General features: G+C 60.7%; 9 protein-coding genes. 5 read left to right on the top strand and 4 right to left on the bottom strand.

Features of this window, described 5'->3' with window-relative positions:
• Positions 1-117 precede the first annotated feature (117 nt).
• From ACI77I_RS28135 to ACI77I_RS28125, 3 genes are all read right to left on the bottom strand, one after another.
• Positions 118-3,804 carry a translocation/assembly module TamB domain-containing protein gene (locus tag ACI77I_RS28135; RefSeq protein WP_406999431.1) on the bottom strand — a complete coding sequence of 1,229 codons (3,687 nt, stop codon included), beginning with the start codon at positions 3,802-3,804 and terminating at the stop codon, positions 118-120.
• Positions 3,801-5,528, bottom strand: a complete 1,728-nt coding sequence (locus ACI77I_RS28130; RefSeq protein WP_406999429.1) for an autotransporter assembly complex protein TamA — start codon at positions 5,526-5,528, stop codon at positions 3,801-3,803. Before ACI77I_RS28130 ends, ACI77I_RS28135 begins: the two co-directional genes overlap by 4 nt.
• Before the next feature lie 64 nt (positions 5,529-5,592).
• The gene (locus ACI77I_RS28125; protein ID WP_094952537.1) at positions 5,593-6,243 is read right to left on the bottom strand and encodes an N-acetyltransferase; all 651 of its coding nucleotides are present in this window, start codon (positions 6,241-6,243) and stop codon (positions 5,593-5,595) included.
• Positions 6,244-6,413: 170 nt separating this feature from the next.
• Between ACI77I_RS28125 and xthA the strand changes: the two genes are divergently transcribed.
• Both xthA and ACI77I_RS28115 read left to right on the top strand, forming a co-directional pair.
• Positions 6,414-7,226: an exodeoxyribonuclease III gene (gene xthA, locus ACI77I_RS28120; RefSeq protein ID WP_406999427.1), complete on the top strand. Its 813-nt coding sequence runs from the start codon at positions 6,414-6,416 to the stop codon at positions 7,224-7,226.
• A 116-nt stretch (positions 7,227-7,342) separates the two neighbouring features.
• On the top strand, positions 7,343-8,671 hold the full coding sequence (locus ACI77I_RS28115; RefSeq protein WP_406999425.1) for a substrate-binding domain-containing protein: 1,329 nt from the start codon (positions 7,343-7,345) through the stop codon (positions 8,669-8,671).
• A gap of 130 nt (positions 8,672-8,801) precedes the next feature.
• Here the strand turns inward: ACI77I_RS28115 and ACI77I_RS28110 are convergent, their stop codons facing one another.
• On the bottom strand, positions 8,802-10,031 hold the full coding sequence (locus tag ACI77I_RS28110; RefSeq protein WP_094952534.1) for an acyl-CoA dehydrogenase: 1,230 nt from the start codon (positions 10,029-10,031) through the stop codon (positions 8,802-8,804).
• Between the two features lie 165 nt (positions 10,032-10,196).
• On the opposite strand from ACI77I_RS28110, the gene ACI77I_RS28105 reads away from it, so the two are divergent.
• The 3 genes from ACI77I_RS28105 to ACI77I_RS28095 all read left to right on the top strand — a co-directional run bounded on the left by ACI77I_RS28105 (position 10,197) and on the right by ACI77I_RS28095 (position 12,563).
• Positions 10,197-11,132: a LysR family transcriptional regulator gene (locus ACI77I_RS28105; protein ID WP_094952533.1), complete on the top strand. Its 936-nt coding sequence runs from the start codon at positions 10,197-10,199 to the stop codon at positions 11,130-11,132.
• Positions 11,133-11,254: 122 nt separating this feature from the next.
• A complete protein-coding gene (locus tag ACI77I_RS28100) occupies positions 11,255-11,647 on the top strand; it encodes a MerR family DNA-binding transcriptional regulator (RefSeq protein WP_094952532.1) in 393 nt (130 codons plus the stop codon).
• Positions 11,648-11,663: 16 nt separating this feature from the next.
• Complete coding sequence (locus ACI77I_RS28095) at positions 11,664-12,563, top strand: hydroxymethylglutaryl-CoA lyase (RefSeq protein WP_406999423.1); 900 nt, start codon at positions 11,664-11,666, stop codon at positions 12,561-12,563.
• Positions 12,564-12,764 lie beyond the last annotated feature (201 nt).

Raw genomic sequence — 12,764 nt, 5'->3', positions numbered from 1 at the left:
AATAGCCGCCGTTACCACAGCAACGGATATGTACCCATATCTACCTAACCCCGAGTTGCGTAGATACCCATGCCCATCGCAGACAAGCCAGCCCCCACATTTTTACGGCGTAAGGGTTTAGAAATCCCGCTTGTAGAAAATATCCAGCGAACTGGCCACACCACTGGCCACCTCCAGATACACCTTCTTGCTCAACAAGTAGCGCAAGGCAATGGTGCTCGCCGGCTCAAACACCCCAACCCCATAACGCAGGCTGAGCTTCTCGGTGATCTTGCCGCTGGCCACCACGGAGGTGTTATTGCCGGAGCCCTGGGTGTCGAGGTCGAAGTCCTGAATCCCCAGCTTAGTGGCGATATCCGAAGTCACCCCGGCACTGCCCATCAAGCCCAGGCCCAAGGCGGCTTCGGCGAGCATGTTGTTGTCTTCACCGGTATTGTTACGCGAACGCCCCAGCACCAGGTACGACAGCGCATCCTCCTGGGGCATGGCTGGCTCGGAGAAGATCTGCGTTGTCGGCTGTTCGGCACTGCCGCTCAGGCGAATACCCGCGGTCACGGTCCTGGACGGCTCGGTGACCACGCGTATCGCTTCGATATCCAGGAACGGCTGGTCCAGCGGCCCTGCAAACAACAGCCGAGCGCGCCGCACGTTGAGCCGCTGCCCATAAGCGCGGTAACGACCGTCGTTGAGCCACAGCTCGCCACGGGTGTCCATGTTGTCGCCGATATGCACCTGGCCCTGCACCTTGGCGGTGAGGCCGAAGCCCGCGAAGTTGAGCTGGTCCTCGCCCACCACCACGTCGATGTCCATGGCCATTGCCATCGGCGGCTTGCCCTCTTCGGTCTGGCTGCCGACGATCAGCGTGTCATCCGACACCTTGACCGTCGACGGTGGCAGTTCACGCACAGTGATATCGCCACGCGGGATGTGCACCTTGCCGGCAATCGCCAACTTGTCGTTTTTAAGGCTGATTTTCAGGTCCGGCGCCACTTCCAGCGCCGCATAAGGCTCCACTGTAACCGGCAGTTTCGAGCCTTGCAGGCTAAGGTCCACCGCCAGGGCTTGGCCCCAGTCGATCTGCCCCTTGAGGCTGCCCTGCCCGGCCTTGCCGCTGTGCCAAGCACCGTTCAACTGCACGCTTTCGCCGGCAATCAACGCCTGCACGTTCAAGCCTTCAAGGCTGATCGGCAACTCAGGCCCGGAGACCTCGCCGCCCACCAGGTTCACGCTGCCGTTGACCTGCGGCGCCAGCAACCCACCGGAGATGCGGCCGTTGCCGTTGAGCTTGCCGTTGAGTTTTTCCACCATCGGCACAAACGGCCGCGCCACGGCGAGGTCCAGGCCGTTGAGGCTGAAAGTACCGGTGATCGGCTTGTTCTTCGGCAACGGGTTGATCTGTGCCTGCAACAGCAACTCGCCAAGCTTGCCGCCGCGGAAATTCAGCTGGGTGTCGATGCGCTGGGGATTAAGGGTGGTTTCCAGTTTCAGAGTGTCATAGGGGAAGTCCAGCCACTGGTCCTTGTCCTTGACGCGCAAGGTGCCACCGCCGGCATCCACCGCGATCACACCTTTAGGGCCGCTGGCGGGCAGGTCCAGTTGAACATCGGCATTGAGCTTACCCTGCCAGGCAAAATCTTTAGGCAAAAAGGCCGCCAGACTGTCGATGGGGAATTGCTTGAGGTGGTAGCGCAGCTTCGGCTCCGGCATCAGGCGTTGGTCTTCACCGCACAGGCTTGCAGGGCCGGACACCCAGCAGTGGGCGGAAAAGGTCAGCTTGCCGTCGGCCAAACGCTCGATTTTTGCCGGGGCTTGCAGCTTCCAGTCCTGGCCGCCGGCTTGTACATCACCGCTGGCCAGGCGCCCGCGCCAGTTGCCTTTGTCGAGGTTACCGTCCAAGGCCAGGGCCAGTTTGACCAAGGGGCCAGCCAGGTCCAGCTGGACTTTCTGGCTCTTGATATCGCCTTGGGCGCTGGCGGTCAGGGTGCCGACCTGGGTCTCACCGGCTTGGATGCCGCTGCCCTTGAGGTCGATCTTCGCGCGCTGGGCGTTGTCGAGCGTGGCGCCAAGGTTGAGGCTTTGCAGATGGTTATCGGCGAACGCCAGTTGCTGCCCCTTGAGGTCGAGCTTGCCCTGTGGCGCCTTCAATGTGCCGGCGACATCCACACGCCCATTGATTTGCCCACGTAACTGCGGCCACAGCTGGGCTAGGCGCGCCAGCTTGATGTCGATCTGCCCGGCCAGGCGCTGTTGCAGGCTGCCACTGCCGTTGATGCGGTTATCACCTAGGCGGATATCCAGGTTGGCCAGCGTCCATTGCTCACCCGCGCCTTCGGCCTTGGCCGCCAGCACGGCGGTTTGGCCGCGCAAACGGCCCTTGAGATCGAGGTCGGCATTGAGCTTGAGCTGTTCATTTTTGAACTCGCCTTTGCTGCGTAGGGGACCAGCCAAGGTGCCAGGCAACTCAGCGACCCAGTACGCCGGGTTCAACGCCGACAGATCCAGCGCGGTGTCCCAGGCAATGCCGTCGGCAAATTGCAGGTTCAGGTGGCCTTCGGCCTTGCCCTGGCCCGCCGTCAATTTAAGCTCAGGCAGGAAGACTTGCTTGAGGTCGCCACTGAACGGCGTGACCACATTGAACTTGCCGGCCGGGCCGTCGAGGTCGGCCTTGAGGTTGCCCAGGTAGTTGCCGTCTTTGTAGAAGACTTCACCATTAAAGGTGCGCAATGCCACCTGCGGCTCGTCGATCAGTGGGTAGAGGCGGTGCCAGGGGAAATCCAGCCAGTAGATCTTGGCGTCGGCACTGAAGCCTTGTTGCCAGTCCAGATTGGCGCTGAGCTTAAGGCTTTGTTTGTCGCCGGCCGTCAAATCCAGGCCAGCGATCTGCGCACCTTTGGCGTCGACCTTGCCTTGCAGCAGCAAGTCCACCGGACCTTTTTGCGCAGGTAGCACGGCCTTGCCCAGTAGTTGATAGCCGTTGCTCAGGTCGCCCTTGGCGGTGAGGTCCAGTTGATTGAGTTGCAGGGTATCGGGCAAATCGGCGCTGGGTTTGAAGCCGTCGGCGGTGATGCGTAATTGGGCGGGCAGGTTCTCCACCAGCGGTTGCAGCTCGCCGCTGAGTTTGGCGGGCAGGTAGCCGCTGCTGTCGGCATCCAGCGTGAGGGTCTTGAGCAAGTCGCCGTCGACCTTGAGCGCAACCTTCCACGGCGCGCCGCCGGGCGCATACGGCAGGCTCAGGTTGCCGGTGGCACTCAACGGCCAGTTGCCAGTAGGCTGCAGCAAGCCGGCCAGGTCCAGCACCAGATCATCACGCTGCAAATGCACCGAGTCGATCTGCATGCCCGCCGCCGTCCAATGCGCCGCCAGTTGCAAGCCCTTGAGTTCTTCGCTGCCGTTAAACAGCAGGCTACCGACGCGAACGTCGCCCAATTGGATGGCAACCGGCAACTTCAAATCCGGCAAGGAGATGGGGCCGCTGCTCGGCTCATTGCTCGGCGGGAATTGCAGGCTGACCTGCTCCACATCCAGCTGATTGATGCACAACGTCATGCGCAGCAAGCAGCCCGGTGACCAATCAAACTTCGGTGCATTGAGCTCGACCCGACTGGTGTCTTGCTGCCACAGGAGATGGTCGGCGCTCCACTGACCGCCCAGGTGCCCCTGGAAATTCTCCACGCTCAAACCCGGCACCTGGCCCAAGGCCCAGCGGCTGCCTGCTTGAGTGCCAAGCACGGTCCACAGCGCCAACAACACCAAGGCAAGGACCGCCACAATGGCCAGCCCTGCTATTTTCAAACCACGTATCACAGCTCAGGCCCCATGGAAAAGTGCAAACGAATGCCGCCCGGATCTTCGAGGGCATGGGCCAGGTCGAGGCGAATCGGCCCGACCGGCGACACCCAGCGCACACCCACGCCCACACCGGTTTTCAAGCTGGGCATTTCCAGGGTGTTGAAGGAATTGCCTTGGTCGATAAAGGTCGCGATCCGCCATTTTTCGGCGATGGAATATTGATACTCGGCGCTCAGGGCCATCATGTAGCGACCACCGATGCGGTCACCACGGTCGTTCTCGGGCGACAGCGTCTGGTATTCGTAACCGCGTACGCTTTGGTCACCACCGGCAAAGAAGCGTAGCGAGGGTGGCACGGACCTGTAGCCGTTGGTGGCACTGCCGCCGAACTGCGCACGGCCCAGGAAGCGGTGGTTATCCCACAGGGTGGTCAAGCCTTTGATCGTCGCTGTGCCGTACAGCAGGTTGGTATCGGAACCCAGGCCTTCTTTGGCAACTTTGGTATCGAACATCAAACGATAGCCATGGTGAGGGTCGATACGGTTGTCGCTGCGCAGGTAGGAATAGTTGATCCCAGGCATCACCAGGTTACTGAGGCCCGAGTCATTACCCAGGCGGTATTCTTCGCGCTGGTACTTGAGCGAGATGACGCGTGTCCAGCCGCTGGGCAATTTGCTGTGCCATTCAGGCCCCAGGGTGAGCAGCTTGCTCAGGGTGTCGGTATTGGCGATTTCTTCATTCTGGTAACCACCGGCAAAGCGCAGTTTGTCGGTCAGCGGCGGGTCCAACGGAATGTCGTACCACAGGCCGACGTTTTGCCGTGGGGCCGACAATTCGGCTTCCCAGCCATAGCTGTGGCCCTGGGGGTTGACCCAGTGGCGGGTCCAGTTGGCTTTGCCACGCGGGCCGACGTCGGTGGAGTAACCGAGGCCCAGGCCCATGGTGCGTGGTTTGCGGGTTTCCAGCTGCACCGCCACCGGAATCACATCATTGGCCGAGGCGGCGGGCGTGGCGTCCACGCGCACAGCCTCGAAGAAGCCGCTCGATTGCAGGTTCTGGTTGAGTTCGGCGATGAGTTCGGAATCGTAAGGCGCGCCGTTTTTGAACGGCACCATGCGCTGCAGCAGGTCTTCATCAAAGGGCGTGTCGCCGGCGAAGCTGACCTTGCCCATGGTGTAACGCGCGCCGCTGTCGTAGATGAGTTCGATATCGGCGACGCCCGCCTGGGGATCGACCAAAAGTTTCTGACTGGTAAAGCGCCCACTGAAAAAGCCGTAGCGTGAGGCCTGGTTCTGGATCAGACGCTTGGCGTCTTCGTAATTGCCGTGGTTGAGCACGGCGCCGGATTTGAGTTCGCTGCTTTCAGGCACGCGAAAGGCCTTGAGGCTCGCGGCCTGGCCGTCAACCCGAATGGTCACGTTGCGCAAATGAATCGGCTCGCCGGGGTCGATGGTGAGGATCAGGCGCGGGTTCTTGCCGCCTTTCACATCACTGGCGATCTGTGGCTGATAGAAGCCCAGCGCCTGGGCCGCCTTGCGCGCCTGTTCTTCAGCGCCACGGCTGAAGCGCTGCAAGGCTTCTTCGTCACGATCGCCGACCCCGCCGATATAGCCTTCAATGTTGGCTTTCAACGCGTCGTTTGAGGGTTTGACCTGCACGTCCAATTCGCTTTGCGCCAAGGCGCCGCAGCTTGTGAACAGCAGAATCAAGCCGCTGGTAAATCTTCCTGGAAACTTCATAGGCGCGGATGCTACACGAGCTAGGGAGACTCTTTGAACCCGGATTTATCTGAATAATTCTGTCTTAAGCTGTTGCAGCCTGTAACGCCTGGGGATTTGGGTGAAAAAACACATGTTCCAGGACGGGTCCTACGGCCACTTCACCGATTTCCTCATAGCCCTGGCGCTTATAGAAATCCAGGTAACGTGAGTTACCGGTATCGAGTACCACGCCGTTTGAATGCGGGTCTTCGGCGCACCAATTGTGCACGGCCTGCAACAGTTGCTCGCCGTAGTGTTTGCCCTGGAACTGCGGGTGAATGCCCAGTAGCGGCAACACATGCACCGACTCGCTCGGCAGGCACGCCAGCACTGCGTGATGGTAATCCAGGTAACGCCGCGTGCCGCGCACGCCGGTGCTCAGCCACATGCGCAATTGCCAGGCCCAACTCTCGGTAATGCCCAGGCGCCGCTGCGGTGGCGCGATCAGGGCGATGCCGATCAGCCGGTCGGTGACGAACAGGCCGATGGCGGGAAGCTTTTGGAAAAAATGCTGCTTGACCAATTCACGCACGGTGGCGCGAACCCGCTGTTCATAGCCTGCGCGTTCAGCTTCGAAGATGTAGGCCCATGTCGGCTCATGCCGATAGGCCTGGTAGAGCATGGAGCGCGCCTCGCGGGAATAGCCGCTGTTGAGCAGGCGAATCTCGGCAATGGCAGTCGAAGTGTCAGGCATACAGTGAATCTCCCTGGGCACCATTCAAAAAAGATGGCGTTCTTATGGGTACGAACCTACGCAGCACCAGTCGTTCCCAGACAGTAGCAGTGCATGCGCCCTACCGCCACGCTGGCCCCCGCCTGACTTGTCGGCTAGCATCGCCCTTTTGCCAGACTGGACTGCCGACCATGAAAATCGTCTCCTTCAATATCAACGGGCTGCGCGCCCGCCCCCATCAGCTGGCGGCGCTGATTGAAAAGCATCAACCCGACGTGATCGGCCTGCAGGAAACCAAGGTTCACGATGACCAGTTCCCGCTCGCCGAAGTGCAGGCTTTGGGCTATCACGTGTACTACCACGGGCAAAAAGGCCATTACGGCGTGGCCCTGCTTTCGCGCAAGCCGGCATTGAGCCTGCACAAAGGTTTTGCCACCGACGAAGAAGACGCTCAGCGCCGCTTTATCTGGGGCACCTTCGCCGATGAAAACGGCAACCCCGTGACCATCATGAACGGCTACTTCCCCCAGGGCGAAAGCCGCGACCACCCGACCAAGTTCCCGGCCAAGCAACGCTTCTACGAAGATTTGCAGCACCTGCTGGAAAGCCAGTTCAGCAATGAACAGCCCGTGGTGGTGATGGGTGACATCAACATCTCCCCGCAAGATTGCGACATCGGCATCGGCGCCGACAACGCCAAGCGCTGGTTGAAAACCGGCAAGTGCAGTTTTTTGCCCGAGGAGCGCGAGTGGATGGCGCGCCTGAAAAACTGGGGCCTGGTGGACAGCTTCCGCCACCTCAACCCGGACGTGACTGACCGTTTCAGCTGGTTCGACTACCGCAGCCGGGGGTTTGAGGATGAGCCCAAGCGTGGGCTGCGCATTGACGTGATCATGGCGTCCAACGGCTTGCTGCCGCGGGTCAAGGATGCGGGCGTGGATTACGACTTGCGCGGTTTGGAAAAGCCGTCGGACCATGCGCCGATCTGGCTGGAATTGAGCTGACTCGACTCAATGTGGGAGCCAGCTCCCACCTTTGGGTTTGTTGTGCGCCAGTCACAATATTGAAATCCAATTGACTTAATCTCCCGGCACCCCCTTTGGCTTAAGAAGGTGCCGGCATGATGCTGCGCGTTCTGCTCCTGTTGATCCTGCCCCTGTGCGCAGTGGCTGCTCCCCTGCCCGTTCCCGACCAAGGCCCTGCTCTACGCATTCAGGGCTCCAACACCATTGGCGCAGCGCTCGGGCCCGCATTGGTCGAAGGCCTGATGGAACACCAGGGCCTGCAGGCAGTGCACAGCGAGCCTGGCGACGGGGCCAATGAACAGCGGGTGATCGGCAAGACGCGCCAGGGCAAATCGGTGATTGTCGAGGTGGCCGCCCACGGCTCCAGCACCGGGTTTAGCGCGCTGAAAAAAGCCAGTGCCGACCTCGCCGCGTCTTCGCGCCCGATCAAGGACAACGAACTCGTAGACCTTGAACCCCTCGGCGACCTGAAAAGCCCAGAGGCCGAACAGGTGATCGCCATCGACGGCCTGGCCATCATCCTCCACCCGCGCAACCCGCTGGACACGCTGAACACCGAACAGCTGGCGCAGATCTTCAACGGTGAGATCAGCACCTGGGAGGCGCTCGGCTGGAGCGGCGGCGCCATTCATTTATATGCGCGCGATGATCAATCCGGCACCTACGACACCTTCAAGGAACTGGTGCTGCGCCTGCGCGGCAAGCCCCTGGCCGGGTCGGCCAAACGTTTCGAGTCCAGCGAAGCCTTGTCCGATGCCGTGAGCCATGACCCTCAAGGCATTGGGTTTATCGGCCTGCCATCGGTGCGCGAGGCCAAGGCGGTAGCCATTGTCGATGGCGACTCTCAGCCCATGTTGCCCGTGACCCGCCTGATTGCTACCGAGGATTACCCGCTGTCACGCCGGCTGTACTTTTACCTGCCGCCGTCGGGGCGTAATCCTTGGGCCAAGGCACTCGTGGACTTCACCCAAAGCAGTAAGGGCCAGGCGATTGTGGCAGCCAATGGCTTTATTGCGCAGCAAGTGCAGGCGATCAGCGTGGCGTCGCGCCCCTCAATGCCCGAGGATTATCAAGCCATCGCCCGTGACGCCCAGCGTTTGACCGTGAACTTTCGTTTCGAGGAAGGCAGTGCAAGCCTGGACAACAAGGCGCGCCAGGATTTGCAGCGGGTGGTGGCGTATATCAACAGCCACGGCAAGCTCGACAAGCAGGTCACGCTGGTGGGGTTTGGCGATGCCAAGAGTGATCCGCAGCGCGCGGCGCTGTTGTCGAAGTTGCGGGCGATGGCGGTGCGGCGTGAACTGGTCAAGAGCGGTGTGGTGCTGCGTGATATACGCGGGTTGGGTGCGCAGATGCCGGTGGCGGCGAATACGGCGGATGAGGGGCGGATCAAGAATCGACGGGTGGAGGTTTGGGTGTACTGACCCCTGGGTTGTGTGTTGTAAACACTGGCCTCATCGCGGGCAAGCCCGGCTCCCACAGTTGACCGAGTTGTTCTGGAGAACACGGGCAACTGTGGGAGCCGGGCTTGCCCACGACGGGGACAACTCGGTCTTACTGCCCGCCGCGCATCAGTTCTTTAGGCACATACTTGCCAATCTCAAACTTGCCAATCGCCGCACGGTGCACTTCATCCGGGCCGTCGGCCAGGCGCAAGGTGCGTTGCATGGCATACATGTAGGCCAGCGGAAAATCGTTGGAAACCCCAGCGCCGCCATGAATTTGGATCGCGCGGTCGATCACTTTCAACGCCACGTTCGGCGCCACCACCTTGATCTGGGCGATTTCGCTTTTCGCGACTTTGTTACCGACGGTGTCCATCATGTACGCCGCCTTCAACGTCAGCAGGCGCGCCATGTCGATTTCCATCCGTGAGTCGGCGATCTTGTCGATATTGCCGCCCAGGCGCGCCAATGGTTGGCCGAACGCGGTACGGCTGACGGAGCGTTTGCACATCAATTCCAGCGCACGCTCGGCCATGCCGACGGAGCGCATGCAGTGGTGGATACGGCCAGGGCCAAGGCGGCCCTGGGCAATTTCAAAGCCGCGACCTTCACCAAGCAAGACGTTTTCGTAGGGCACGCGCACATTGTCGAACAGCACTTCGGCGTGGCCATGGGGTGCGTCGTCGTAGCCGAATACCGGCAGTGGGCGGACGATTTTCACGCCTGGGGCATCCACCGGCACCAGAATCATCGAGTGCTGCTGGTGACGTGGCGCATCCGGGTTGCTCAGGCCCATGAAGATCAAGATTTTGCAGCGCGGGTCGCAGGCGCCGGAGGTCCACCATTTTTTGCCGTTGATCACCCATTCGTCGCCCTGGCGCTCGGCGCGGGCGGCCATGTTGGTGGCGTCTGAGGACGCGACGTCTGGTTCGGTCATGGCGAACGCCGAGCGAATCTCGCCGCGCAGCAGCGGTTCCAGCCAACGTTGTTTCTGTTCGGCGTTGGCGTAGCGCACCAGCACTTCCATGTTGCCGGTGTCGGGTGCGGAGCAGTTGAACGGCTCCGGGCCCAACAAGGAGCGGCCCATGATTTCGGCCAGCGGCGCGTATTCAAGGTTGGTCAGGCCGGCGCCCAGTTCGGATTCGGGCAGGAACAGGTTCCACAGGCCCTCGGCTTTTGCCTTGGCTTTCAGCTCCTCCATGATGGCGGTGGGCTGCCAGCGGTCGCCTTCGCTGACCTGGCGTTCGAACACCGGCTCGGCCGGGTAAACGTACGTGTCCATGAACGCAGTGACACGTTCACGCAGTTCCTGAACCTTGGGCGAATAGGCGAAATCCATGAGCAGCTCCCTTCTCTAAGAGGTTGTTTAGGTCATGCAATCGATGCTAGAACAGCGCTGATAATTTACCTAGCCTATTCTCGGCGTGTATTAACATTCATCACCGATATATGATCGGCGCCTGAGCACTTAACAATCGCTACCTAACAATAAGAGCGCAACGACATGAACCTGAGCAAGGTCGACCTCAACCTGTTTATCGTCTTCGACGCGATCTACACCGAAGCCAACCTGACCCGCGCCGGGCAGATTGTCGGTATCACCCAGCCGGCGGTGTCCAACGCCCTGGCGCGCTTGCGCGAGACCTTCAACGACCCGCTGTTCGTGCGCACCGCCCAAGGCATGGTGCCCACGCCCATGGCGCAGAACATCATCGGCCCAGTGCGCAATGCGTTGTCGTTGTTGCGGGTGTCGGTGCAGGAAAGCCGGATTTTCAACCCGCAACAGGCGGCCAAGACCTACCGCATCAGCATGACCGACCTCACCGAAGCGGTGATTTTACCGCTGCTGTTCCAGCGCCTGCGCCGCCTGGCGCCGACCGTGGTGATCGAGAGTTTCCTGTCCAAACGCCGCGAAACCACCAAGGAGTTGGCCGCCGGGCGCCTGGACTTTGCCGTGGATGCGCCGCTGAACACGGACCCGCAAGTGCGCCACGTCAAGCTGATGGAAGACCGCTACGTGTGCGCCATGCGCAAGGGCCACCCGATGGCGGGCAAGGACAAGTTCAGCCTGGATGACTACCTGTCGCTGACCCACATCCATATCTCCAGCCGCCGTAACGGCCTGGGCCACGTCGACCTGGCCCTGGGCAAGATGGGCATCCAACGCAAGATCGCCCTGCGCTCCCAGCATTACCTGATGGCCTCGCAAGTGTTGCAGCAGACCGACATGGTCATGACCGTGCCTGAGCGTTTCGCCCGCCGTCATGAGTTGCATTGGTTCAACCTGCCGGTTAACGATGTACCGCCCGTGGAAACCCACCTGTACTGGCACGAAAGCACCGACCAGGACCCGGCCAACCGTTGGATGCGTGAGCAGATGATTGAGTTGTGCCAGCAGGTGACGGCACATGAAAAGAAACTCGACAAGCTGCAAGCCTGAACAGCTTTTGTGGCGAGGGAGCCAGCGCCCTCGCCACAGAGTAAGCCTCCACCCAGGCTATTTGCTTGACGTTTACGTCAACCTGACATTAGCTTAGCGCCAAGACCTTCTTGAGCGCCCCCATGAGCACGACCTACAGCATCTCCGACCTCGCCCGCGAGCTCGACATCACCACCCGCGCCATTCGCTTCTATGAAGAACAAGGCCTGCTGGCCCCGGAACGCCGGGGCCAGGAGCGCATTTACTCGGCGCGGGACAAGGTCAGCCTCAAGCTGATCCTGCGCGGCAAGCGGATCGGGTTTTCCCTGGCCGAATGCCGCGAGCTGATCGAACTCTACGACCCCACCAGCGGCAACCACATCCAGCTCAACAGCATGCTCGCCAAGATCGCCGAGCGCCGTGAGCAGCTTGAGCAACAGTTGCTGGATATCGAACAGATGAAACTGGAACTGGACACCGCCGAAGAGCGCTGCACCCAGGCCCTGGCGCAGACCATGAGCCAGGTTGGCCATTAACCAGAAGGTAGCCTTCATGTCCCTCCCCTCACACGTACGCTTGGTGGAAGTAGGCCCGCGCGACGGTTTGCAGAACGAAGCCCAGCCCATCAGCGTGGCCGACAAGGTCCAGTTGGTGGATGCCCTGACCGACGCAGGCTTGAGCTATATCGAAGTTGGCAGTTTTGTCTCGCCCAAATGGGTGCCGCAAATGGCCGGGTCGGCCGAGGTGTTTGCGCAGATCCAGCGCAAGCCCGGCGTAACCTACGGCGCGCTGGCGCCGAACCTGCGCGGTTTTGAAGACGCGCTGGCTGCCGGCGTGAAGGAAGTCGCGGTGTTCGCGGCGGCGTCCGAGGCGTTTTCCCAGCGCAATATCAACTGCTCGATCAGCGAAAGCCTGGCGCGTTTTGCGCCGATCATGGCGGCAGCCAAACAGCATGGCATCAGCGTGCGTGGTTATGTGTCGTGTGTGTTGGGTTGCCCTTACGAAGGTGACATCGCCCCCGAACAGGTCGCGGCGGTCGCGCGCGAGCTGTATGCCATGGGCTGTTATGAGGTGTCCTTGGGCGACACCATCGGCACCGGCACGGCGGGCGCCACACGGCGGCTGTTTGAAGTGGTCGGCGCGCAGGTGCCACGGGACAAGCTGGCCGGGCACTTCCACGACACGTACGGCCAGGCGATTGCGAATATCTACGCCAGCCTGCTCGAAGGGGTCCAAGTGTTCGACAGCTCTATCGCAGGCCTCGGCGGTTGCCCTTACGCCAAGGGCGCCAGCGGTAACGTCGCCACCGAGGATGTGGTGTACCTGCTCAATGGCCTGGGTATCGACACCGGTATCGACCTGGAGCAATTGATGCACGCGGGCCAGCAAATCAGCAACGTGCTCGGCCGACCTACCGGGTCGCGCGTCGCGAAGGCGCGTAACGCCCGTTGAGTAGCATCGCTGTGACAATGTGTTACCGCACGCTTACGTAACGAGTAACACGGGAACATATTTTGTCTGATTTGCCGTGTGCCAATGCCCATCAAAAAATCAAACCATTGATTTTAAAGGACTTTTAAAAGTTGGCACGGCTTCTGCTATCTCTATTGCATAACAAGAATAAAAAGCGCCAAACCTAATAAAAATAAGACG

It is taken from the genome of Pseudomonas sp. D47 (genome assembly GCF_045447305.1).
In the GTDB taxonomy this organism is placed as follows: domain Bacteria; phylum Pseudomonadota; class Gammaproteobacteria; order Pseudomonadales; family Pseudomonadaceae; genus Aquipseudomonas.
This window is presented reverse-complemented; position numbering and strand designations above follow the sequence as displayed.

Bases quoted from the DNA above. Each gene is read 5' to 3' on its own strand.
- ACI77I_RS28130 (WP_406999429.1), bottom strand. From the start codon at position 5,528: ATGAAGTTTCCAGGAAGATTTACCAGCGGCTTGATTCTGCTGTTCACA.
- ACI77I_RS28125 (WP_094952537.1), bottom strand. From the start codon at position 6,243: ATGCCTGACACTTCGACTGCCATTGCCGAGATTCGCCTGCTCAACAGC.
- xthA (WP_406999427.1), top strand. From the start codon at position 6,414: ATGAAAATCGTCTCCTTCAATATCAACGGGCTGCGCGCCCGCCCCCAT.
- ACI77I_RS28115 (WP_406999425.1), top strand. From the start codon at position 7,343: ATGATGCTGCGCGTTCTGCTCCTGTTGATCCTGCCCCTGTGCGCAGTG.
- ACI77I_RS28110 (WP_094952534.1), bottom strand. From the start codon at position 10,031: ATGGATTTCGCCTATTCGCCCAAGGTTCAGGAACTGCGTGAACGTGTC.
- ACI77I_RS28105 (WP_094952533.1), top strand. From the start codon at position 10,197: ATGAACCTGAGCAAGGTCGACCTCAACCTGTTTATCGTCTTCGACGCG.
- ACI77I_RS28100 (WP_094952532.1), top strand. From the start codon at position 11,255: ATGAGCACGACCTACAGCATCTCCGACCTCGCCCGCGAGCTCGACATC.
- ACI77I_RS28095 (WP_406999423.1), top strand. From the start codon at position 11,664: ATGTCCCTCCCCTCACACGTACGCTTGGTGGAAGTAGGCCCGCGCGAC.